Origin of the sequence: Streptomyces sp. NPDC051976 (assembly GCF_040680795.1) — a bacterium.
Lineage (GTDB): Bacteria > Actinomycetota > Actinomycetes > Streptomycetales > Streptomycetaceae > Actinacidiphila.
Map to the genome: position 1 here is coordinate 107,279 of NZ_JBFAXL010000007.1, position 22,639 is coordinate 129,917.

General features: G+C 74.0%; 20 protein-coding genes. 9 read left to right on the top strand and 11 right to left on the bottom strand.

Annotated elements, in window-relative coordinates; translation table 11 throughout:
• Positions 1 to 6: 6 nt before the first annotated feature.
• The 3 genes from AB0M29_RS10545 to AB0M29_RS10555 all read right to left on the bottom strand — a co-directional run bounded on the left by AB0M29_RS10545 (position 7) and on the right by AB0M29_RS10555 (position 3,152).
• Positions 7 to 834 carry a carbohydrate ABC transporter permease gene (locus tag AB0M29_RS10545; protein ID WP_365381741.1) on the bottom strand — a complete coding sequence of 276 codons (828 nt, stop codon included), beginning with the start codon at positions 832 to 834 and terminating at the stop codon, positions 7 to 9.
• A complete protein-coding gene (locus tag AB0M29_RS10550; RefSeq protein WP_365381743.1) occupies positions 831 to 1,766 on the bottom strand; it encodes a sugar ABC transporter permease in 936 nt (311 codons plus the stop codon). The genes AB0M29_RS10545 and AB0M29_RS10550 overlap by 4 nt, the downstream gene beginning before the upstream one ends.
• An 87-nt stretch (positions 1,767 to 1,853) precedes the next feature.
• Positions 1,854 to 3,152 carry an extracellular solute-binding protein gene (locus AB0M29_RS10555; RefSeq protein WP_365381745.1) on the bottom strand — a complete coding sequence of 433 codons (1,299 nt, stop codon included), beginning with the start codon at positions 3,150 to 3,152 and terminating at the stop codon, positions 1,854 to 1,856.
• Between the two features lie 263 nt (positions 3,153 to 3,415).
• On the opposite strand from AB0M29_RS10555, the gene AB0M29_RS10560 reads away from it, so the two are divergent.
• The 3 genes from AB0M29_RS10560 to AB0M29_RS10570 all read left to right on the top strand — a co-directional run bounded on the left by AB0M29_RS10560 (position 3,416) and on the right by AB0M29_RS10570 (position 7,574).
• On the top strand, positions 3,416 to 5,008 hold the full coding sequence (locus AB0M29_RS10560; protein WP_365381746.1) for a glycoside hydrolase family 3 N-terminal domain-containing protein: 1,593 nt from the start codon (positions 3,416 to 3,418) through the stop codon (positions 5,006 to 5,008).
• 69 nt (positions 5,009 to 5,077) lie between these two features.
• Positions 5,078 to 6,229, top strand: a complete 1,152-nt coding sequence (locus AB0M29_RS10565; RefSeq protein ID WP_365381748.1) for an anhydro-N-acetylmuramic acid kinase — start codon at positions 5,078 to 5,080, stop codon at positions 6,227 to 6,229.
• A gap of 85 nt (positions 6,230 to 6,314) precedes the next feature.
• Positions 6,315 to 7,574, top strand: a complete 1,260-nt coding sequence (locus AB0M29_RS10570) for a C39 family peptidase (protein WP_365381750.1) — start codon at positions 6,315 to 6,317, stop codon at positions 7,572 to 7,574.
• A 183-nt stretch (positions 7,575 to 7,757) separates the two neighbouring features.
• On the opposite strand, the gene AB0M29_RS10575 is transcribed toward AB0M29_RS10570, so the two are convergent.
• Complete coding sequence (locus AB0M29_RS10575) at positions 7,758 to 8,393, bottom strand: helix-turn-helix domain-containing protein (protein ID WP_365381752.1); 636 nt, start codon at positions 8,391 to 8,393, stop codon at positions 7,758 to 7,760.
• Between the two features lie 154 nt (positions 8,394 to 8,547).
• Here AB0M29_RS10575 and AB0M29_RS10580 point away from each other — a divergent pair, with 154 nt between their 5' ends.
• Positions 8,548 to 9,423, top strand: a complete 876-nt coding sequence (locus AB0M29_RS10580; RefSeq protein WP_365381754.1) for an SIS domain-containing protein — start codon at positions 8,548 to 8,550, stop codon at positions 9,421 to 9,423.
• Between the two features lie 115 nt (positions 9,424 to 9,538).
• Here the strand turns inward: AB0M29_RS10580 and AB0M29_RS10585 are convergent, their stop codons facing one another.
• The 3 genes from AB0M29_RS10585 to AB0M29_RS10595 form a co-directional block, all read right to left on the bottom strand.
• Complete coding sequence (locus AB0M29_RS10585; RefSeq protein ID WP_365381756.1) at positions 9,539 to 9,934, bottom strand: SseB family protein; 396 nt, start codon at positions 9,932 to 9,934, stop codon at positions 9,539 to 9,541.
• Between the two features lie 123 nt (positions 9,935 to 10,057).
• Entirely contained in the window at positions 10,058 to 10,456 is a 399-nt protein-coding gene (locus tag AB0M29_RS10590; protein ID WP_365381758.1) for a RidA family protein, read from the bottom strand.
• On the bottom strand, positions 10,453 to 11,583 hold the full coding sequence (locus AB0M29_RS10595) for an acyl-CoA dehydrogenase (RefSeq protein WP_365381759.1): 1,131 nt from the start codon (positions 11,581 to 11,583) through the stop codon (positions 10,453 to 10,455). Before AB0M29_RS10595 ends, AB0M29_RS10590 begins: the two co-directional genes overlap by 4 nt.
• A 201-nt stretch (positions 11,584 to 11,784) precedes the next feature.
• Here AB0M29_RS10595 and AB0M29_RS10600 point away from each other — a divergent pair, with 201 nt between their 5' ends.
• Positions 11,785 to 13,377 carry an AMP-binding protein gene (locus AB0M29_RS10600; RefSeq protein ID WP_365381761.1) on the top strand — a complete coding sequence of 531 codons (1,593 nt, stop codon included), beginning with the start codon at positions 11,785 to 11,787 and terminating at the stop codon, positions 13,375 to 13,377.
• A 4-nt stretch (positions 13,378 to 13,381) separates the two neighbouring features.
• The gene (locus AB0M29_RS10605) at positions 13,382 to 14,236 is read left to right on the top strand and encodes a PaaX family transcriptional regulator C-terminal domain-containing protein (RefSeq protein ID WP_365381762.1); all 855 of its coding nucleotides are present in this window, start codon (positions 13,382 to 13,384) and stop codon (positions 14,234 to 14,236) included.
• Positions 14,237 to 14,271: 35 nt separating this feature from the next.
• On the opposite strand, the gene AB0M29_RS10610 is transcribed toward AB0M29_RS10605, so the two are convergent.
• Together AB0M29_RS10610 and AB0M29_RS10615 are read right to left on the bottom strand one after the other, a co-directional pair.
• Positions 14,272 to 16,641, bottom strand: a complete 2,370-nt coding sequence (locus AB0M29_RS10610) for a bifunctional salicylyl-CoA 5-hydroxylase/oxidoreductase (protein WP_365381953.1) — start codon at positions 16,639 to 16,641, stop codon at positions 14,272 to 14,274.
• 2 nt (positions 16,642 to 16,643) lie between these two features.
• Complete coding sequence (locus tag AB0M29_RS10615) at positions 16,644 to 17,471, bottom strand: enoyl-CoA hydratase family protein (RefSeq protein WP_365381764.1); 828 nt, start codon at positions 17,469 to 17,471, stop codon at positions 16,644 to 16,646.
• 212 nt (positions 17,472 to 17,683) lie between these two features.
• On the opposite strand from AB0M29_RS10615, the gene AB0M29_RS10620 reads away from it, so the two are divergent.
• Positions 17,684 to 18,127, top strand: a complete 444-nt coding sequence (locus AB0M29_RS10620) for an ATP-binding protein (RefSeq protein ID WP_365381954.1) — start codon at positions 17,684 to 17,686, stop codon at positions 18,125 to 18,127.
• 21 nt (positions 18,128 to 18,148) lie between these two features.
• On the opposite strand, the gene argF is transcribed toward AB0M29_RS10620, so the two are convergent.
• Positions 18,149 to 19,147, bottom strand: coding sequence for an ornithine carbamoyltransferase (gene argF / locus AB0M29_RS10625; RefSeq protein WP_365381766.1), 999 nt, complete (start codon positions 19,145 to 19,147; stop codon positions 18,149 to 18,151).
• A gap of 73 nt (positions 19,148 to 19,220) precedes the next feature.
• Positions 19,221 to 20,444, bottom strand: coding sequence for an arginine deiminase (locus tag AB0M29_RS10630; RefSeq protein WP_365381768.1), 1,224 nt, complete (start codon positions 20,442 to 20,444; stop codon positions 19,221 to 19,223).
• A 125-nt stretch (positions 20,445 to 20,569) separates the two neighbouring features.
• On the opposite strand from AB0M29_RS10630, the gene AB0M29_RS10635 reads away from it, so the two are divergent.
• Together AB0M29_RS10635 and AB0M29_RS10640 are read left to right on the top strand one after the other, a co-directional pair.
• Positions 20,570 to 21,586, top strand: coding sequence for an SPFH domain-containing protein (locus tag AB0M29_RS10635; protein WP_365381770.1), 1,017 nt, complete (start codon positions 20,570 to 20,572; stop codon positions 21,584 to 21,586).
• Entirely contained in the window at positions 21,583 to 22,479 is an 897-nt protein-coding gene (locus AB0M29_RS10640; protein ID WP_365381772.1) for a hypothetical protein, read from the top strand. The genes AB0M29_RS10635 and AB0M29_RS10640 overlap by 4 nt, the downstream gene beginning before the upstream one ends.
• Positions 22,480 to 22,639: the final 160 nt, after the last annotated feature.

The following is a 22,639-nucleotide window of genomic DNA, read 5'->3' on the forward strand; positions in this document are numbered from 1 at the left end:
CCCGGGCTACCCCTTGACGGCGCCCGCGGTGAGACCGGCGGCCAGGTGCTTCTGCACCAGCATGAAGAAGACGACCACGGGCGCGGAGACGATCACGGAACCGGCCATCAGGGCCCCGTAGTCGGTGCCCTCGCTGGTGACGAAGTGGGTCAGCCACAGCGGCACGGTGTACTTGTCGGGGCTGGCGAGGATGAAGTACGCGAACAGGTACTCGTTCCAGGCCAGGATCATCGAGTAGACCGAGGTCGCGATGAGCCCTGGCAGGGTCAGCGGCAGGATGATCCGGCGGAAGGCGCCCATCCTGGTGCAGCCGTCCGTCATCGCCGCCTCCTCCAGGTCCTTGGGCACCGACGCGATGAAGCCGCGCAGCGTCCAGACGGCGAAGGGCAGGATGAACGCCAGATAGGTGACGACCAGCCCCGGCACCGAGTCGGACAGGCCCACGTCGCTGAGGGTCAGGAAGACCGGCACCACCAGCGCCACGTGCGGCACCATCTGCACGAGCATCACCGCGGTGAGGTAGACGCCCCGGCCGCGGAACCGGAAGCGGGCGATGGCCAGTGCGGAGCCGAAGGCCACCAGCACCGCCAGCGGGACCGTGAGGGCGGTGACGAGCGCGCTGTTGGTGACCGCGTCCCAGAACAGCGGGTCGTGCACCACCTTCCTGAAGTGCACCAGGTTCGGTGTGTGCGGCCACAGTTGGGGCGGGTCGGCCGCCATCGCGGCGGTCGACTTGAAGGCGGTGGTCGCCATCCAGTAGACGGGGAAGACCCAGACGACGATGACCAGGACGCCCAGTGCCGTCCACGCGTACTTCCCGGGGCCGGGCTTCACGACACGTCTCCGATCTTCGCTATCTGACGCAGGTAGACGACCATCACACCCAGCAGCGCGACCACGGTCAGCACGGCGGTCGCCGAGGACAGGCCGTAGTCGTGCGAGCCGTACGCCTTCACATAGGCGTAGATGCCGAGGGTGTAGTAGTCGGAGGAGGGGGCGCCGTTGCGCAGGATCCAGATCTGGTTGAACACCTGGAAGTCCCAGATCACCGACAGCGTGGTCAGCATCGCCAGCAGGGGGCGCAGCACCGGCACGGTGATGTGGCGGAAGACGCCCCACACCCCGGCGCCGTCCATCCGGGCGGCCTCCACCAGCTCCTGCGGGATCTGCATCAGGCCCGCGTAGAGGGTGATCGCGATCAGCGGCACCGCGCCCCACACCACGACGGCGGTGGCCACCGCCAGGCCCTGGGTGGAGTCGGTGTACCAGTTGTGCGGCTGGGCGCCGATCGCCCAGTTGACGACGCCCGAGTTGTACTCCGTCATCCACCGGAAGATCTCGGTGGAGATGAAGGTGGGCACCGACCAGGCCATCACCAGGGCGAAGGTCATCCCGCGGCGGCACCAGGCGGGCACCTGCCGCATGAGGAGCGCCACCGCGAACCCGATGCCCATGGACAGCCCGACCATCGCGGCGGTGAGCACCACCGTACGCAGCAGGACCGTCCAGAACTCCGGATCGCCCAGCAGCTTGCGGTAGTTGGCGAGGCCGACGAAGGACGGCGCCCCGGAGGCGCTGAAGATCTGCGCCACCCCCCACTTCTGGGTGGACAGGATCACCACCTTCACCAGCGGGTACGCCAGCACCCCGAGCAGCACGACCAGGGACGGCGCGATCAGCAGATACGGGGTGCGGTCGGTGCGGCGGCGGGCCGGCGGGGCGTCCGCGGCGGACGCCGGACTCCGGAGCGGAGTGAGGGTCGTCATGAGGGGCGGTCCCATCCCTGCGAGGAGGTGCCGCCCGGCCCGGCGGGGGCGCGGGAGAGGGCGCGGTGCCGCCGGACCGGGGGCCGGTCAGGAGGCGTTGAGGGTGTCCTCCATCTTCTTGCCGTACTGGGCGGTGGCGTCCTCGACGCTCAGCTTCCCGGTGGCGATGTCGGCCAGCATCTGCTTGATCGTCAGATTCTTCTCGACCTGCGCCCAGTTCTTGGCGGCGGGCACGTTCCAGCTCTGCTCCAGGCCGGTGAAGTAGCCCGCGCGCTCAGGGTCGTTGGAGGTGAGGTCCAGGGTGTTGGCCAGGAAGCCGCCCGCCAGGAACTCCTTCTCCCGGGCGGTGGAGGTGTAGTCCCTGATCCACTGCTCGGCCCACTGCTGCTGCTTGCTCTTGGCCGTCACCGCGAGCACCGAACCACCCATGTACGGCGGGGCGTACGAGCCCTCCTTGGTGGGGCTGGGCATCGGGAACGAGGCGACCTTGCCCTTGAGCTTCGGGTCGCCCTTGTCCTGGCTGTAGACCTGCACGAGCTGGCCGTTGGTGGAGAAGCTCATGGCGGCCTTGCCCGACACCAGGGCGGGTACCGCGCCGAGGTCGTCGCCGGTGCGGTCGCCGCGCATCCCGGCGTCCATCAGCGACTTCCAGTTCTTCAGGCCCTGGACGTCGGCGGGCGAGCTGAGCTGGGATTTCCACTTTCCGTCCGAGCCCTGGGTGGCGATGCTGCCGCCGTTGTCGTAGACGAACGGGAACGCGCCGTACGGGTGCTGGCCCGGGAGGAAGAACGCGGAGAAGCCCTTGTCGCCCTTGTGCTTGGCCATCAGGGTCGCGATGTCGGCCTGGAGGTCCTTCCAGGTCTTCGGCGGCTGCGCGATCCCGGCCGCGGCGAACATGTCCTTGCGGTAGATGACCGCGCGGGTGCCGCCGTAGTACGGGACGCAGTACAGCTTGCCGTCGTTCATACAGGCGTCGACCAGGCCCTTCTGCCAGGTGGCGCTGCCGTCGAAGGTCGCCTTCTTCGCGGTCAGGTCGGTGAAGGCGCCGGCCTGGACGTACTGCGCGGTCTCGCTGTTGCCCAGCTCGATCACGTCGGGCACCTTGTTCGCCTGCGCGGCGGCGTCGAACTTCGTCAGGTGGTCGGCCCACGCCTGGTACTGCACCGACACCTTCACCTTGGGGTACTTCTGCTGGAACGCGGCCGTCGCGGCGGCCACCGACTTGGGCCACAGCGTCTGGGCGTCCACCTGGAGCCAGACCGTCAGCGTCCCGGAGGCGGAGGTGCCCTGGTCCTTCTGCCCGGAGCCGCCGCCGGAGTCGCAGGCGGCGGCGCCGGCGAGGAGCAGCGCGGCGAGGGCGGCGGTGGTACGGAGTTGGCGTCGCATGCTGGTGTACCTGCTCTCTGTGCTGGGCGTGGCCGACAGCAGTGCGGCCCGCGGGGTCCGGTCGCCTGACCGCGGCGGTTCGTGGCGCTGTCGTCCGGCGAAGGCTGGCAGCCGGGTGACGCTGGCGGCAATCGCGCCGGTCAAAGTTCACTGACGCTGAACAAGCCGGTCTGAGCTGGGGTTTTACCGGTCCGTCGACTTGGCCGGGCGGGTGGCGGCGCACTACCGTGCCGGGCGGGTCCGCCGACGAGGGAGAGGGACGCATGTCGCAGGAGCTGCGCCGCCAGGCACTCACCGTGATCCAGCCCGGGTTCGAGGGGACGACGCCGCCGGGCTGGCTGCGGCGGCAGCTCGCCCGCGGTCTCGGCGGCGTCTGCCTCTTCGCCCGGAACACCCCGGACCCGGGGACGACCGCGCGGCTCACCGCCGCCCTGCGCGCCGAGAACCCGCGGGCGCTGATCGCCGCCGACGAGGAGGGCGGGGCGGTGACCCGGCTGGAGTCCGCGCACGGCAGCCGCTGGCCGGGCAACGGCGCCCTCGGCAGGGCCGGTGACCCCGAGCTGACCCGCGCGGTCGCCGCCGAGATGGGTGCCTTCGCGGCAGCCGCGGGCATCGGCCTGGTCTACGCCCCGACCGCCGACGTCACCTCCGACCCGCGCAATCCGGTGATCGGTATCCGCTCCTTCGGCGTGTCGGCCCCGGATGTCGCCGCGCACACCGCCGCCTTCGTCGCCGGGATGCAGTCCGCGGGCGTCGCGGCCTGCGCCAAGCACTTCCCCGGCCACGGCGACACCACGGTGGACTCGCACCACGACCTGCCGGTGCTGCGGGTCGACGCGCACACCCTGCGCCACCGCGAACTGCTCCCGTTCCGGGCCGCGCTGGAGGCGGGGGTGCGGACCGTGATGGCCGGGCACCTCCTGATCCCCTGCCTCGACCCGCACCGCCCGGCCAGCCTGAGCCGCCCGGTGCTCACCGGTCTGCTGCGCGAACAGCTCGGCTTCCAAGGGGCGGTGGTCACCGACGCCCTGGAGATGGACGCGGTCGCGGGCGGCGAGCCGCTGCCCGCGCTGGCCGTCCGCGCGCTCGCCGCCGGGGCCGACCTGCTCTGTCTCGGCGCCCGCCGCACCGACGAGGAGACGGTGCTCGCGGTACGTGACGCCCTGGTCACCGCCGTCCAGGTGGGCGAACTGCCCGCCTCCCGGCTGGCGGACGCGGCCGCACGCGTCCTGGCGGTGGCCCTCCCCCGCCCGGCCGCGGCACTGGCGGCGACGCCCGGCGCGGCCGACGGCGAGGCTCCGTACGGCGCGGTGCTGGGGGCGCTCGCGGCGCGGCGGGCGCTGGAGTTGACCGGTGAGGTGCCGCCGTCGGCCGCGGCGCCCGTGGTGGTGACCTTCGATCCGCCGCCGAGCGTGGCGGTGGGGCGGCGGACGCCCTGGGGTGTCGCGGCGCTGGTGGCCGCGCGCGTCCCCGGGACGGAACAGGTCACGCTGACCCCGGACACCTGCGACGACGCCGGGCTCGCCCCGGCGCTGGCCCACCCGGGCAGACCTCTGGTCCTGGTGGTCCGCGACGCCGCCCGGCACCCCTGGATCACGGCCGCCGTCGAGAAGGTGCTGGCACGGCGGCCCGACGCGGGAGTGGTCGAGATGGGTCTGCCGGGGGCGGTGCGCCCCGGTGCGTGGCATCTGGCGACGTACGGCCCGTCGCTCGCCTCCGCGCGGGCGGCGGTCGCCCTGCTCTACGGCGACGGCGGCTCAGGCAGCTCCGGCGGCAACGGCAGCAACGGCAGCGCTGACGAAGGCTGCGGCGGCACCGCCGGCGGATCCACCCCCAGTGAACTCCCGCCCGCCTGATGGCTTTCGCGCTCCCGCCGGACCGACCCTTGCGTCGTCGTGCCCGCAGCGGAGTTCGGAGGACGCCCGGTGAGAGTGCTGGGAATGATCAGCGGTACGTCGCACGACGCGATCGACACGGCGGTGGTCGCCCTGCGCGTCCAGGACGGCGTGCTGGAGGCCGAGGTGTGCCGCACCGCAGCCGTCGGGTACGAGCCGGGGCTGCGTGCCCGGCTCGCCCGCGCGCTGCCGCCCGGCCGGGTGGGGATGGCCGAGGTGTGCCGGCTCGACACGGAGATCGGCCGGGCCTTCGCGGACGCGGCGGCGGAGGCGGTCGCCGCCGCGGGACCGGTGGAGCTGGTCTGCTCGCACGGCCAGACCTTCTACCACTGGGTCGAGGACGGCACGGTCCGCGGCACCCTCCAACTGGGCCAGCCCGCCTGGATCGCCGAGCGCCTCGGGGTGCCGGTGGTCGCCGATCTGCGCGCCCGTGACATCGCGGCGGGCGGCCAGGGCGCGCCCCTGGTGTCGTACCCGGACGCGCTGCTGCTGGCAGGGCTGCCCGGCCGTCCGGGAGCGCTGAACCTGGGTGGCATCGCCAACCTCACCACCGGCGGCCGCACTCCGCTGGCGTACGACACCGGTCCCGCCAACGCCCTGCTGGACGCGGTGACTTCCGCCGCGACGGGCCGCCCGTACGACGAGGACGGGCGGCTGGCCGCCACGGGCACCGTCCACCAGGGCCTGCTCGCCGACCTGCTGGCGGAGCCGTACTACCGGCTGCCGCCGCCGAAGAGCACCGGCAAGGAGCTGTTCCACGGCGGCTATCCGGCGCCGTTCCTGGCCCGGTGGCCGGGGCTCGCCACTCCCGACGTGCTGCGGACCCTGGTGGCGCTGACCGCGCGGACCGCCGCGGACGCGGTGCGGCGGCACGGCCTGGACACGCTGCTGGTGTCCGGCGGGGGTGTGCGCAATCCGCCGCTGATGGCGGAGCTGGCGCGGGAGCTGCCCGGTGTGCGGGTGGCGCCGAGCGACGAGGTGGGACTGCCCGCCGACGCCAAGGAGGCGGTCGCCTTCGCGGTGCTCGGCTGGCACACCGCCCACGGTCTGCCGTCCACCCTGCCGTCGTGCACCGGGGCGAGCGGTCCGCGGGTGCTCGGCACGGTGGTCCCGGGCGCGCCGGGAGCGTCTCTCCCGCCCCCGCTCCCCCAGCCGCCCCACGGGCTGCGGATCCTCCGGTGAAGGCCGCCGACCGGTCCGTCCGCGCTGGTCACGGGCAGTACCGTAGGAGCCGCGGCGACCATCGGGACAGAGCGGCGGGGACAGCGTGAGCGGCGACATCGACACCCCGGCGCCCACGGCGGACCGGCTGCGCGCGGTGCTGCACCGCTGGGCCGACGAGGACGCGTTCGGCGCGGGCGGGCACGAGGGCACGGTGTGGCGCGGCGGCGCCCTGCGGATGGCGGCGCCGGCCGGCCGGGAGTCCTACGCCGACCCCTTCGGCCACACCTGCCTGGAGTGGGAGTTCGGCCGCTGGACCTCGCCGTGGACCGAACTGCCCTTCACCGCCACCGATATCATCCCGTCCTGGACCGCCGACGCGCCCGACGGCGCCCGGGTCACGGTCCGCCTGCAGATCCGCGACGCCGACGGCGCCGAGTCGGGCTGGTACGTGCTGGCCCACTGGTGCGCGGGCGACGCGGCGATGCACCGGGCGACCGTACCCGGGCAGAGCGACGCCCACGGCCATGTCGAGGCGGACACCTTCACCGCGGGCCCGCGCGGCGCCGCCGCCTACCGGCTCTCGGTCGTCCTGGCCCGGGAGGCGGGCGGCACCGCGGGGGTCGCGCTGACCCGGCTGCAGGCGGTGGCCTCGCGCGCGCCGCGCGGGGTGCCCGCGGCGGTCAGCGAGCCCGGCGGCGCGTGGGGCACCGTCCTCGACGTGCCGGGCCGCTCGCAGGACGTGCACGCCGGGCACTGCCCGCAGTGGGACGGCGGCGGCGAGGCGTGGGCGGGCCCGGCGTGCACCGCCATGCTGGTGGAGTTCTTCGGCCGCGGCCCCGCGCCGCGGGACCTGCTCTGGCTGGACCCCGACGACCCGGCGCCGCAGGTCGACTTCGCCGCCCGCCATGTCTACGACTACTCCTACAAGGGCTGCGGCAACTGGGCCTTCAACACCGCCTATCCGGCCCGCTTCGGCCTGTACGGGCTGGTCGTCCGGCTGCCGTCGCTCACCGATGTGGAGCGCTTCATCACCGCGGGCATCCCGGTGGCGACCTCGCTGGCCTTCCGCGGCGGCGAGTTGTGGGGGACGGCCCATGCGGCCTCCGCCCGGCAGGCGTACGCCCCGTACTCCTACGCGACGGCGGGCAACATCATGGTGGTGCGCGGCTTCACCGCCAGCGGGGACGTGGTGGTCAACGACCCGCTGTCGCCGTCGGACGACACCACACGCCGGGTCTATCCGCGCGCCGACTTCGAGCGGGTGTGGCTGTCGGGCGACGGCGGCGGGGGCGCCGCCTTCCTGGTGCACCCGCCGGACCACCCGCTGCCGCCCGCCGTGCCGGGCGAACCGCCGCGCTGGTAACGGCCGTCGGCGGCGCGGGCCTCGACGAAACGTCGATCGGAGCGGCCCCGGCACCGACATCGTGTCCATCGCCCGGCGGCGGCCGCCTGCGTACGGTGATGACCCATGACGTGCTCCCGCCGGCGGTACGCGACCGGCCGCCCAGGGTCCGGCGGTGTCCCGCGCGGGCACGCCCCGGGAGGGTCAGCCGACCGGCGGGCCCGCCACCTGGAGCAGGAAGCGTGTGCCGGGCGCGAGCGCGGTGAGCCGGTGCGGCAGGGCGCTGTCGTAGTGCAGCGAGTCGCCCGCGCCGAGCGGGAAGTGCTCGCCGTCGACCTCCGCGCGAAGCCGCCCGGACAGCACATGGCACAGCTCCTCGCCGGGGTGGCTGGTCACGAAGCCGTGGTGGGCCGGGGTGCCTTCGGCGAGCACGGTCTCGAAGCGGCGCGAGCCGGGCGCGGTGAGCGGATACGTCCTGCCCTCGCCGTCGGCCCACTCGCGGCCGTCGCGCGCCGGACGGTAGGTGGTGCGCAGCCCGAGCACGCCCGGCGGTCTGGCCGCGCCGCCCGCGCCGCCGCCCCCGGGACCGCCGAGCAGGACCGACAGCGGGGTCTCCACGGCCTCGGCGAGCCGGTGCAGGGAGTCCAGTGTGGGGTTGGCCAGCCCCGATTCGAGCTGGCTGAGGAAGCTCTTGGACAGGCCCGTACGGCCGCTGACCGCGTCCTGGGTGAGGCCGAGCCTGCGCCGCGTCATCCGCAGCCGCAGGCCGAGCCGGGCGGCGCAGGCCCGGCTGCCGCGCCCGGTGCCGGTGGAGGGGTCCGTGCGCGGTGTGTCCGTCATGCGGTCCGTCATGCCGTCCGACCCCCTGTCACGGCGTCCGCGGTCGGGCCGCGATCGACTGATGTCAGTAAATACCATGATCTGACGGCTAATCGGAAGAGAGCACCAGCACCTTTCGCACCATCCGTCTCACGGACCCGGGAGGGCTGACCCCGTGTGCACCCACGCCTCGTCCTGGTCGGACCCGCTCGTACTGCTCTCGGACGCCGCCGAAGGGCTGGGCGCGGGGGAACGCGCCCTGGTGGAGGTGCTGTCGGCGGGCTACCCGCAGGCGGTGCTGCAACGCCACGACGTGCTGCTGGAGCGCAGCGGCGCCACCCGGCGCGACCTGCACCAGCTGCTCACCGCGGCGGGCTTCCGCGACCTGGCCGAACTCCAGGCGCGCGTCACCGACAAGCTCAACGGCGAACTGCGCAGCCCGGCCGCGCGCTTCGAGGCCCGGCTCGGCCCCGCCGCCCGCGCCGGACTGCTGCCGCGGATGACCGTCCTGGAGTCCGACAACGTCGCCACCACCCTCAGCGAACTCGACGACAACGGCACGCTCGCCCGCGCCGTCGACGCGCTGCTCGCCGCCCGCCGCCGCTGGGTGACCGGGGCCCGCCGCAGCCACGCCTTCGCGCATCTGCTCGCCACCGACCTGTCCGCGGTCCTCGGCCAGGTGGCGCTGGTGGGCGGCCCCGCGGGCCATGAGATCGAGGCGCTCACCGACGCGGGCGCGCAGGACGTGCTCGTCGCCTTCGGGCTGCGCCGCTACGACTCCTCGACGCTGCGGCTGGCCGCCGCGTTCGCGGACGCGGGCGCGACGGTGATCGCCGTCACCGACGACGCGGGCGGCCCGCTGGCCGCCCGCGCGGACATGTGCCTGACCGCCGTCACCGCCAGCGCCTCCTTCTCCGACTCCCCCACCGCCGTCGCCTCGGTCGCCCACGCCCTGGCCACCCTCACCGCCGCCCGCTCCAAGGCCGCCGCCCGCCGACTCGCCCGCAGGGAACGGGCGGTGGCACTGCTGGACGTGTACGCGGAGGACTGAGGCGACGCCTGCGGCGGGCTCGAGCGGTCCGCCCCTCTCGCCCGGGCGTCCCGCGGCCGGTCCGGGACCGGCGATCCGGGGAGCGTGCCGGGCCGGGCGCCGGGCACACCGGCGGTCATCCGCAGAGCTGGCTGTCCCGTTCCCGCCGCGGGGCCGCGTCCCGCCACCCGGCGCGCAGGGTGGTGCTGGAGACGCCCATGGAGACGTCGCTCTCCGGGTTGATCCACAGCGCGGTGCCGCGCGGCAGCAGCCCCACCAGGTCGGCGAAGCCGACCGGCAGCAGCCGGGCGGCGGTCGGCGGCGCCTGCTGGGGGTCGGTCAGCACCTCGACGAAGGAGCCGTTCTCGTCGCGGTACTCGGTGAGTTCACCGTCGGCCCGCGCGGGGAGATAGACCGTGGCTCCGGCGAGCGCGTCCAGCACGTCGGAGTCGGGGCCGAGCCCGCGCGCCGCCCGCCGCATGGCCGCGTCCACCGGATCGGTGGGGCAGACCTGCCCGCTCACGTCCGTCATGTCGTCCTTCCCCGGGTCTCGCGCCGGGACCCCGCGGGCGTCAGCCCGTACGCGCCCGGCCAGGCGGCTGGTCCCACCTGTCCTTCAGCAAGTAACACGCGTGTACGGGCCGGAAGGTTCGATTCACGGCAGCACTGCGAGTCCGTCGATCTCCACGAGTGCCTGCTCGTCCCAGAGCCTGACCACCCCGATGACGGCCATCGCCGGGTAGTCGCGGCCCGCCAACTCGCGCCAGATGCGGCCGAGTTCGGGGGCGTGGGTGCGGTAGTCGGCCACGTCGGTGGTGTAGACGGTGACCCGGGCGAGGTCGGCCGGGGTGCCGCCGGACTCCCGCAGGGCGGCGAGCAGATTGCCCAGCGCCCGCCCGAACTGCTCGGGGAGCGTGTCGCCGACCACCGCCCCCGTACCGTCCAGCGCGGTCTGCCCGGCGAGCGCCACCAGGGTGCGGCCGGTGGCGACGACGGCGTGCGAGAAGCCGGTGGGCGGGGAGAGTTCGGCGGGATTGACGCGTCGCAGGCTCATCGGTAGAGCTCCCTGGCGATGATGGTGCGCTGGACCTCGGTGGCGCCCTCGTAGATCCGCGGGGCGCGCACCTCACGGTAGAGGTGTTCGAGGAGGTGGCCGCGGCGCAGGGCGCGGGCGCCGTGGATCTGGACGGCCGCGTCGACCACGTACTGCGCGGTCTCGGTGGCGTAGAGCTTGGCCATCGCCGCGCGGGCGGTCACGTCGGCGGCGCCGCTGTCGTACGCGGTGGCCGCCGCGTAGACCAGCAGCCGGGCGGCCTCGGTACGGGTGGCCATCTCGGCGAGCGGGTGCGCCACGGCCTGCATGTCCTTCAACGGGCCGCCGAACGCGGTGCGTTCGCCCGCGTGCGCGACTGCGGCGTCGAGCGCCGCCTGCGCCATGCCGACCGCGAAGGCGCCGACGCTGGGCCGGAACAGGTCGAGGGTGGTCATCGCGGTGCGGAAGCCGTGGCCCGGTGCGCCCAGGACGTCGTCGGGCCCGACCGGGACGCCGTCGAAGACCAGCCGTCCGATGGGGTGCGGCGAGAGCATGTCGAGGTGCTCTCCGGTCAGCCCCGGGCGGTCGGCGGGGACCGCGAAGGCGGTGACACCGCGGGCGCCGGCGTCCGGTCCCGTGCGGGCGAAGACGGTGAGGATGTCGGCCTCGGGCGCGTTGGAGATCCAGCACTTCTCGCCGGTGAGCCGCCAGCCCGCCGCCCCGCCGGTGCCGTCCGGTTCCGCGGCCAGGGCGAGCGCGGCCGCGTCGGAGCCCGCGTCGGGTTCGGTGAGCGCGAAGGCGGCCACGGCCCGGCCCGCGGTCACCTCGGGCAGCCAGCGCGCGGCGACGGCGGGCGCGGTCAGCAGCGGATGCGCGCCCAGTCCCTGCAGGGCGAGCGCGGTCTCCGCCTCGGTGCACTCGCGGGCCAGCGACTCGCGCAGCAGGCACAGGTCGAGCGCGGCGACCGGGCCGCCGTCCGCGGGGAAGACCCGGGCGAGCAGTCCCAGCTCGCCGAGTGCGGCAAGCAGCGGCCGGTTCACCCGGCCCGGCTCCCCCGCCTCCGCGAGCGGCCGCAGCTCCTTCGCCGCGATCTCCCGGACCCGGGCCGCCCAGGCGGCCTGGTCCGGATCGAGCGTGAACGCCACCATCGCCCGCCTCCACCTCTGTCCCGGGACCGCGGTCCCGGCCGTCCGGCCCGCGTGCCCCGGCCCGCCGTCCCGGGCGGCCCTCGGACGGCGCCCCCGGCACGACTGCCCCGACAACCTCTATCGCGTCCGGTTGACTGTCGTCATGAACACGTTACGCTGAAATCGTCCGCCCTCAAGGTGCCGACGAGGGGCAATGCCGCCATGGACCTGCTTCCTTCCGCCCACGTGGACACCTTCACGCGCGACCACCTGCCGCCACCGGGCGAGTGGCCACGGCTCGACCTGGCGCTGCCGTACCCCGACCGGCTCAACTGCGCGGCGGAACTGCTCGACGGCGGTGCCCCGGACAGCCCATGCCTGCGGATGCCGGACGGCGGGTCCTGGACGTACGCCGAGCTGCGGGCGACCGCCGCGCGGATCGCGCATGTGCTCACCGACGAGCTGGGCGTGGTGCCCGGCAACCGGGTGCTGCTGCGCGGGCCGACCACGCCGTGGCTGGTGGCCTGCTGGTTCGCGGTGCTGGAGGCGGGCGCGGTCGCGGTGACCGTGCTGGCCGCGCAGCGCTCGCAGGAGCTGTCCGCGGTCTGCGACATCGCGCGGGTGCGGCTCGCGCTGTGCGACGCGCGCTACGTCGAGGAGCTGGAGAAGGCGCAGGTGCCCGGGCTGCGGATCACCGTCTTCGGCGGCGACGCGGACGACGACCTGCTGCGGCGGGCGGAGGACCACCCCGATCGGTACGAGCCGGTGGCCACCTCGGCCGACGACGTGGCGCTGATCGCCTTCACCTCCGGCACCACCGGGCGCCCCAAGGGGTGCCTGCACTTCCACCGGGACGTGCTGGCGATCGCCGACACCTTCTCCGCGCATCTCCTGCGGCCGGTCGCGGAGGACGTCTTCACCGGCAGCCCGCCGCTCGGCTTCACCTTCGGCCTGGGCGGCCTGGTGGTCTTCCCGCTGCGCGCGGGCGCCTCCACGCTGCTGCTGGAGCGGGCCGGGCCGCCGGAGCTGCTCGCGGCGATCGAACGGCACCGGGTGAGCGTGCTGTTCACCGCCCCCACCGCGTACCGGGCGATGCTCGGCGACCTGGGCACGTACGACGTCTCCTCGCTGCGGCGCTGCGTGTCGGCGGGTGAGAACCTGCCCGCCGCGACCTGGATGGACTGGCACGAGCGGACCGGGCTGCGGCTGATCAACGGCATCGGCGCCACCGAGATGCTGCACATCTTCATCGCCGCGGCCGACGACGCGGCCCGGCCGGGCGCCACCGGGCTGCCGGTGCCCGGCTACACCGCGCGGGTGGTCGACGAGGGCCTGCGGCCGGTGCCCGACGGCGCCCCCGGGCTGCTGGCCGTCCGCGGGCCGACGGGCTGCCGTTATCTGGCCGACCCCCGGCAGGCGGAGTACGTCCGCGACGGCTGGAACATCACCGGTGACACCTACGTCCGCGACCCCGACGGCTACTTCCGCTATGTGGCCCGCGCCGACGACATGATCATCTCGGCCGGGTACAACATCGCGGGGCCCGAGGTCGAGGAGGCGCTGCTGCGCCACCCCGACGTGCGCGAGGCGGCGGTGATCGGGGTGCCCGACGACGAACGCGGCCAGATCGTGCGGGCGTTCGTGGTGCTGCACGACGACGCGGAACCGGGCGAGCGGATGGCGGGCGCGCTGCGGGACTTCACCAAGAAGGTGATCGTGCCGTACAAGGCCCCGCGGGACATCCGCTTCCTGCCGTCACTGCCCCGCACCCCCACAGGTAAGCTGCAGCGCTTCCGGCTGCGCGACCTGGAGTGACCACGTGACCGAGCAGTACACCCCCGGCTCGCTGATCCTCAGCTTCTACGGCGCCTACGGGCGTGCGGAGTTGGCCGGACGGGTGCCGGTGGCCACGCTCATCAGGCTGATGGGCGCCGCGGGTGTCGACCCGCAGTCCGTACGGTCGGCGGTCTCCCGCCTCAAGCGGCGCGGACTGCTGGACGCCGACCGGGTCGGCGGTGCGGCCGCCTACCAACTGTCGGCTGACGCACGGCAGTTGCTGGCGGACGGCGACCGGCGGATCTACGGCGGCGGCGTACGGGAGGGCACCGCCCCGGCGGACACGTCTGACGGCGCCGAGGACGGTGCGGACGCCGCCGACTGGCTGCTCGCGGTCTTCTCGGTGCCCGAGTCGGAGCGGCACAAACGGCATCTGCTCAGGTCGCGGCTGGCCGGGCTCGGCTTCGGCACCGCCGCCCCCGGCGTCTGGATCGCCCCGGGCGCGCTGCACGAGGAGACCCAGCACGTCCTGCGGCGGCTCGAACTGGCCGCCTACGTCGACCTGTTCCGCGGCGCGCACCTGGGTTTCGCGCCCACCGCCGAGGCGGTACGCCGCTGGTGGGACCTGGACGCGCTGGCCGCGCTGCACCACGCCTTCCTGGACGCCCATGAGCCGGTGCTCGCCGCCTGGGCGCGCTCGCCCGAACCCGCCTCCCCCGACGCCGCCTTCCGCGACTACCTGCGCGCCCTGGACTCCTGGCGCCATCTGCCCTATGCCGACCCGGGACTGCCCGCGGCGCTGCTCCCCGCCGACTGGCCGGGCACCCGCTCGGCCGCCGTCTTCACCGCCCTGCACACCCTGCTGCGCGACCGGGGCGCCGCTTTCGTACGCTCCTGAGCGACTCGACTGGGGCGCGGTGGCGACCGCGCCGCTCACACGTCCAGCGTGAGCCGCGGCTTCGGGGCGTCGGTGCGGCCGGTGGGCGGCGGGCGGCGGCCGGCGGCGTAGGGCGCTGGCCAAGGCGCGGCGGGGCCTTCGTAGCCCTGCTCGGCGGCGGCGTGCAGCGTCCAGTGCGGGTCGTACAGATGCGGCCGGGCCAGCGCGCACAGGTCCGCGCGGCCCGCCAGCAGCAGCGAGTTGACGTCGTCCCAGGAGGAGATCGCGCCGACCGTGATGACCGGCAGCCCGGTCTCGTTGCGGATCCGGTCGGCGAACGGTGTCTGGTACGAACGGCCGTACGCGGGCCGCTCGGTGGAGACCACCTGGCCGGTGGAGACGTCGATGGCGTCGGCGCCGTGCTCGGCCAGGGCGCGGGCGACGGCGACCGCGTCGTCGCCCGTGGTGCCGCCGGGCGCCCAGTCGGTGGCGGAGATCCGCACGGTCAGCGGGCGGTCCTCGGGCCACACCGCCCGTACGGCGTCCAGGACTTCGAGCGGGAAGCGCAGCCGCCCGGCCAGGTCGCCGCCGTAGCCGTCGGTGCGCTGGTTGGTGAGCGGCGACAGGAAGGAGGAGAGCAGGTAGCCGTGGGCGCAGTGCAGTTCGAGCAGATCGAACCCGGCGCGGGCGCCGCGCCGCGCGGCGGCGGCGAACTGCTCGCGGATCCCGGCCAGTTCATCGGCGCCGAGGGCGTGCGGCACCTGGTTGACGCCCTCGACGTACGGCAGCGGTGAGGGGGCGACCACCGGCCAGTTGCCGTCCGGCAGCGGCTGGTCGATGCCCTCCCACATCAGCCGGGTGGAGCCCTTGCGCCCGCTGTGCCCGAGCTGCAGACCGATGGCCGGGCCGGTGGCGGTCTCCGGCCCGCCCGGGGTCGTTCCCGGGGACAGGCCCGCCGAGGCGTGCACGAAGTCGGTGACGCGCCGCCAGCCGGCCTCCTGCTCGTCGTTCCACAGCCCCGTGCAGCCGGGGGTGATCCGGCCCTCCGGGCTGACGCACACCATCTCGGTCATCACCAGGCCCGCGCCGCCCAGCGCCCGCGCGCCCAGGTGGACGAGGTGGAAGTCGCCCGGCACCCCGTCGCGCGCCACGTACATGTCCATCGGCGAGACCACGACGCGGTTGCGCAGCGTCAGCCCGCGCAGCCGGAACGGGGTGAACATCGGCGGGGTGCCCGGCGGCGCGCCGAAGCCGCGCTCGACGGAGTCGGTGAAGGCGGCGTCGCGCAGCCGGAGGTTGTCGTGGGTGACGCGGCGGCTGCGGGTGAGCAGGTTGAAGGCGAACTGCGTCGGCGGCTGGCCGACGTACTGCCCGAGCCGCTCGAACCACTCCAGACTGGCCAGCGCGGCCCGCTGGGTGCTCTCCACCACCGGCCGCCGCTCGTTCTCGTACGCCGCCAGCGCCGCCTCGACGTCGGGTTGTTCCTGCAGCGAGGCCGCCAGCGCGAGCGCGTCCTCCATGGCGAGCTTGGTGCCGGAGCCGATGGAGAAGTGCGCGGTGTGCGCGGCGTCGCCGAGCAGCACGATGTTGCCGTGCCGCCAGCGGGTGTTGACCACCGTGGTGAAGGACTGCCAGCGCGAGCGGTTGCCGTGCAGCGGGCGGCCGTCCAGCAGCCGGGCGAAGAGCTTCTCGCAGGCAGCGATGGTGCCGCTCTCGTCGAGCCGGTCGAACCCGGCGCGCTGCCAGACGTCCTCGGCCATCTCCACGATGAAGGTGCTGGCGTCCCGCCGGTACGGGTAGGCGTGCGCCTGCATGACGCCGTGCGGTGTCTCCAGGATCTCGAACCGGAAGGCGTCCAGCGGGAGTTCGGCGGAGAGCCAGATGTAGCGGCAGCCGTGCGGGGTGAGCCGCGGGCCGAAGACGTCGGCGTGTGCGGTACGGGTGGCGCTGCGGGCGCCGTCGGCGGCGATCACCAGGTCGTGGTCGCGGGCCAGTTCGGCGGCGGAGGGCGCGGGGGTGCGGGTGAGCACCTCGACGCCGAGGCCGCGGCAGCGCTCGTGCAGCAGGGCGAGCAGCCGCCGCCGGTCGAGGGCGGCGAAGCCGTGGCCGCCGGAGCGGGTCTCCCGGCCGCGGTGGTGGATGTCGATGGCCTCCCAGCGGACGAACTCCCGCTGCACGGCCTCGTACACGACCGGATCGGCGCCCGCGATACCGCCGACCGTCTCGTCGGAGAAGACCACGCCGAAGCCGAAGGTGTCCTCGGGCGCGCCGCGCTCCCACACGGTGACGGGACGCGCCGGGTCGAGCCGCTTGAGCAGCGCGGCGGCGTAGAGGCCGCCGGGGCCGCCGCCGATCACGGCCACCCGCGGCGCGGCGCCGCTCGTCGGCGCCGATCCGGGCCCCGGCCCTGTTTCCGGCCCCGGCACCGTCAGCGGCCTTCCCACTTCGGGTCCCGCTTCGCCGTGAAGGCCGCGTGGAACTCGGCGTAGTCCGCGCTGGTCATCAGCAGTGCCTGTGCGGCGGCGTCCATCTCGACCGCGGCGCCCAGCGGCATGTCCAGCTCCGCGGTGAGCAGCGCCTTGGTCTGCTGGTAGGCCAGCGACGGCCCGTCGGCCAGCCTGCGGGCCAGCCGGGCCGCGGCGGCGTCCGCGCCGCCCACCTCGGCCACCTCGCTGACCAGGCCGATCCGCTCGGCCTCCACGGCGTCGATGGTGTCGCCGAGCATCAGCAGCCGGGTGGCGTGGCCGAGCCCGACCAGCCGGGGCAGCAGATAGGCGGCGCCCATGTCCGCGCCGGCCAGGCCGACGCGGGTGAAGAGGAAGGCGAACCGGGCCGAGGGCTCGACGACGCGGAAGTCCGCGGCCAGCGCGAGCACCGCGCCCGCGCCCGCGGCGATCCCGTGTACGGCGGCGATCACCGGAAAGGGGACTTCGCGGACGGCCCGGACGACCTGCCCGGTCATCCGGGTGAAGTCGAGGAGGTCGCCCGCGCCCATGGCCAGGGTGGCGCCGATGATCTCGTCGACGTCGCCGCCGGAGCAGAAGCCGCGGCCGGCGCCGCCCAGGACGAGCGCCCGGGTGCCGCCCTCGCGGGCCAGCTCGGCCAGCAGGTCGCGCAGGTCGGCGTAGGCGCCGAAGGTGAGGGCGTTGAGCCGGTCGGGCCGGTCGAAGGTGACGGTGACGACGCCACCGTCCCGTTCGAGGCGCAGATGGCGCCAGTGGCCGGTGGGGCTCGCGGAGCTGGGGTGGGGACTCATGACGCGGCCTCCTCGACTCCGACGTTATCACCTGTTTGTGACTGTCGTCATGAGTGCGAGATAAGGAGCGCGTTCGCGGGACGGGACCTTCGTCCCGGGACCGCACATCGGACGTCCCTACTGGCCCGTAATGTCCACTTTTACCCTGGAGGGACGGCAGCCGGACCCTCCACCTGCCCCACCCCTTCACCAGAAAAGGAGCAGCAGTGACCATGCCCGCCTGCACCGCACATGAGCTGCCCGACCGGCAGGACGTCTGGCGGCTCGCGCTTCCGCACTCCCCCGCCGCCGTACCGCTCGCCCGCGCGATGATCCGCGAGGTGCTGGCCGAGCTGGGCCAGGGCGGCACACCGGACTGCGACACCGCGGAGCTGCTGACCGCCGAGGTGGTCACCAACGCGGTCGAGCACACCCCCGGCGGCCCGATCGAGCTGTCGGTGGAGCTGCTGCCGCGCGGCTTCCAGGTCGAGGTGCACGACCCCGGCCACGACCTGCCCGCCGGACTCGACCCGCTGCTGCCGCCGCAGCCGGAGCCGCCGCAGCCCGACGCGCTCTCCGAGCACGGCCGCGGCCTGATCCTGATCCGCGCGCTCAGCGCCTCCTCCGGCTGCCGGCTGACCGGCACCGGCAAGGCCGTCTGGTTCATCCTGCACTGAGGCCCCGCCGCCCGGGGCCGCTCAGGACAGGGTGGCCACCAGGATCGCCTTGATGGTGTGCATACGGTTCTCCGCCTGGTCGAAGACCACCGACCGGTCGGACTCGAAGACCGCGTCCGAGACCTCCAGGAACTCCAGACCGTGGCGGGCGTGGATCTCCCGCCCGACGTCGGTGCCGAGGTCGTGGAAGGCGGGCAGGCAGTGCAGGAAGGTGGCCTGCGGATTGCCGGTGGCCCGCATCACCTCCGAGGTGACGGCGTACGGCCGCAGCAGCGCGATCCGCTCGTCCCAGACCTCCTTGGGCTCGCCCATCGAGACCCACACGTCGGTGTGGACGTGGTCGGCGCCGCTGACTCCCTCGGCCACGTCGTCGGTGAGGGTGATCCGGGCGCCGGTGGCGGTGGCCAGCCGGTTGGCCTCCGCGACGACCGCGGGGTCGGGCCACAGCCCCTTCGGCGCGGCGATCCGCACGTCCATCCCCAGCAGCGCGCCCGTGACCAGCAGCGAGTTGCCCATGTTGGAGCGGGCGTCGCCGAGGTAGGCGTACGCGATCTCGGACAGCGGCTTGGGGTTGTGCTCGGTCATCGTCAGCACGTCGGCCAGCATCTGGGTCGGGTGCCACTCGTCGGTGAGGCCGTTCCACACCGGCACTCCCGCGTACGCCGCCAGCTCCTCCACCACCGACTGGCCGTGCCCGCGGTACTGGATGCCGTCGAACATCCGGCCCAGCACGCGCGCGGTGTCCTTCACCGACTCCTTGTGCCCGATCTGCGAACCCGACGGGTCCAGATAGGTCGTCGAGGCGCCCTGGTCGGCGGCGGCGACCTCGAAGGAGCAGCGGGTGCGGGTGGAGGTCTTCTCGAAGACCAGCGCGATGTTCCGGCCGCGCAACCGCTGCTCCTCGGCCCCCGCCTTCTTGGCCGCCTTCAGGTCCGCGGCCAGCTCCACCAGGTGGCGGAACTCCTCGGGCGTGAAATCCAGCTCCTTGAGGAAGTGGCGGCCCTTGAGGTCGACGGACATGCGGGGACTCCTCGGTCGAACGGCACAGGGGGGGTGGGACGACGCGCGGAAGTCTATACGAACATTTGCATTCTTATACAGCGTCACGTTCGATGGGGCAGCTCATGCAGCGCGGACCGCCGCGCCCCCGCCCCAACTCGCTGCCGGGGATCTCGATCACCTCGACGCCGCGCTTGCGCAGGAAGGTGTTGGTGGTCGCGTTCCGCTCGTAGGCCACCACCACTCCCGGCTCGACGGCCAGCACGTTGCAGCCGTCGTCCCACTGCTCGCGCTCGGCGGAGTGCACGTCCTGGGTCGCGGTGAGCACCTTGATCGAGTCGACCCCGAGCGCCGCCGCGATGGCCCGGTGCATGTGCTCCGGCGGGTGGTCGGTGACCTTCAGCTCGCCGTCGCCCGCGCCCGGCTCGATGGTGTACGAGCGCAGCATCCCCAGGCCCGCGTACTGCGTGAAGGTGTCGCCGTCCACCATCGTCATCACCGTGTCCAGGTGCATGAAGGCCCGGCGCTTGGGCATGTCCAGGGCCACGATGGTCTTCGCGGAGCCGGTCGCGAACAGCCCCTGCGCCAGCATCTCGACGGCCTGCGGGGTGGTCCGCTCGCTCATCCCGATCAGCACCGCGCCCCTGCCGATCACCAGGACGTCGCCGCCTTCTATGGTCGACGGATAGGCACTCTGCCCCTCCGACCAGACATGGAAGCCGCCGGCGGCGAAGAGCGGGTGGTGCCGGTAGATCACCTCGAAGTGCACGGTCTCGCGCTGGCGGGCGGGCCAGCGCATGGCGTTGATGCTCACCCCGTCGTAGACCCAGGCGGAGGTGTCGCGGGTGAAGATGTGGTTGGGCAGCGGCGGGAGCAGGAAGTCGTCGAGGTCCAGGGCGTGGAAGCGCACCGAGACCGGCTCGGCGAACCGCTCCAGGAACTCGCGCTTGGTCATGCCGCCGATCAGCGCCTCGGTCAGTTCGGCGTCGCCCAGCTCGTCGAAGGCGGTCCGCAGGTGGTCGGTGGCCAGCGGGCCGTACTCCTTCTCGTGGAAGACCCGGCCGAGGACCAGCCGCTTGGCCTCGGGAATGAGCAGCGACTCGCGCAACAGGTCGCCGAAGAGGTGGACCTCCACGCCGCGGTCGCGCAGCACGTCGGCGAAACCGTCGTGCTCGGCGCGCGCCCGGCGCACCCACAGCAGGTCATCGAAGAGCAACGCGTCCTTGTTGGACGGGGTCAGGCGCTTCAGTTCGAGGTCCGGGCGGTGCAGTATGACGCGGCGCAGCCGCCCGGCCTCGGAGTCGACATGGAATCCCATGACTCCATCCTGACCATCGCGCCCGGCGTTCACGCGCCGACCCGCTCATCTCACATCTCGTCGTCTTGACGATAAACGGTCGAGCCGATATCGTCGTTGTGACGAAAAAGAGAAGGGGGGCCGCCATGGCCGACATCACCAGGCGCTTCGGCTGGCGCCATCTGCGCTCCGCGCCGACCGCGCACATCCGCCACCACGCCAAGGGCAAGCTGGTCCACGACGGGCCGGGGCTGAGCTTCTGGTACCGGTCGCTGACGGCGGCGCTGTCCGAGGTGCCGGTGGACGACCGGGAGCTGGCCATGGCCTTCCACGCCCGCACCTCCGACTTCCAGGACGTCAGCGTGCAGTCCACGGTGACGTACCGGATCAGCGCCCCGGACACCGCCGCCGCCCGGCTGGACTTCTCCGTCGACCCGGACACCGGCGTCTGGCGCGGCACCCCGCTGGAACAGCTCGCCACCCTGCTCACCGAGACCGCGCAGCAGCACGCCCTCGACGTCCTGGCCCGTACCGCGCTCGCGGCGGCCCTGGTGGACGGGGTCGCGGCGGTACGGCAGCGGATCTCCGACGGGCTCGCCGCCGAGCCGCGGCTGGCCGCCACCGGCATCGAGGTGGTCGCCGTACGCGTGGTGGCCATCCGCCCGGAGCCGGAGGTCGAGCGCGCGCTGCGCACCCCGGCACGCGAGCAGATCCAGCAGGAGGCGGACCGGGCCACCTACGAGCGGCGCGCGGTCGCCGTCGAGCGGGAGCGGGCGATCGCCGAGAACGAACTCGCCAGCCGGATCGAACTGGCCCGCCGCGAGGAGCAGTTGGTCGAGCAGCACGGCACCAACGCGCGCCGTGAGGCCGAGGAGAACGCGGCGGCCGACGCGGTGCGTGCCGAGGCCGAGGCCGCACGGCTGGTGAAGCTGGCCCGCGCGCAGGCGGAGGCGGCACGTGAGGCGGGCACGGCACGCGCCGAGGCCCAGGCCGCGTGGCTGCGGGTGCACGACGAGGTGGACGCCGCCACGCTGCACGCGCTGGCCGCCACCCGGCTCGCCGAGAACCTGCCGCACATCGACAGCCTCACCCTGACGCCCGACATGCTCACCGGCCTGCTGGCCAGGCTCGGTGCCCCCGGCGCCTCGGGCGGTCAGCGGTGAGCCTGGCCCCGCGCGCGGTGCTGGTGCACCGCACCACCGAGTACGAAGAACTGCTGGCCCGGCACGGCACCCACGGCCAGGCGGCGTTCTTCCTCTCCTCCCGCGGCCGGAGCATCGAGGACGTACGGGACCGCCATCAGCGCGCGCGGGCGGCGCTCGCCGAGGTGGCGGCCGCCGTGCCGCTGCGGTGGCGGCAGGCCCGGGTGGAGCGGGCCGATCTGGACCGCTTCCTGTTCGGGCCCGAGGACGTGGTGGTCGTCGTCGGCCAGGACGGGCTGGTCGCCAACGCGGCCAAGTACCTGGCCGGGCAGCCGGTGGTGGGGATCGACGCGGACCCCGGCCGCAATCCCGGTGTCTTGGTACGGCACCGGGCGGCCGACACCGCCAAGCTGCTCGACGCCGCCGCGCGGGGCGGCCGGGCCGACGAGCTGACCATGGTGGAGGCCGTCGCCGACGACACCCAGCGGCTGCTGGCGCTCAACGAGATCTACCTCGGGCCGCCCGGCCACCAGACCGCCCGCTACCGCATCGGCCCCGACGTCGACGGCGCGGCCGCCGAGGCCCAGGCGTCCTCGGGCGTCCTGGTCGGCACCGGCACCGGGGCGACGGGCTGGCTGCGCTCGCTGTGGCAGGAGCGCGGCAGCGGGCTGCCGCTGCCGGGCCCGACCGACGCCCGCCTGCTGTGGTTCGTCCGCGAGGCCTGGCCCTCCCCCACCACCGGCACCACCCAGGTCGCGGGACTCCTCACCTCCGCCGACCGCCTGCGCCTCACCGTCGAGTCCGACCGCCTCATCGCCTTCGGCGACGGCATGGAATCCGACGCCCTCGAACTCACCTGGGGCCAAACGGTCCGCCTGGGGCGGGCCTCCCAGGCCCTACGGCTCCTGGACTGAAGGGGGGCCTGGCGGCCCGGCAGAGGCCCCGTCAGGGGCGCGGGGAACTGCGCGACCAGCCCTCGACGAGCTGCACGTCACCACCGGCCCCAATGGGGCAGACGCGTTGTCTCCCGACCACCGGCCCGGTGGGGGCGGGCCGCGCAGTTCCCCGCGCCCC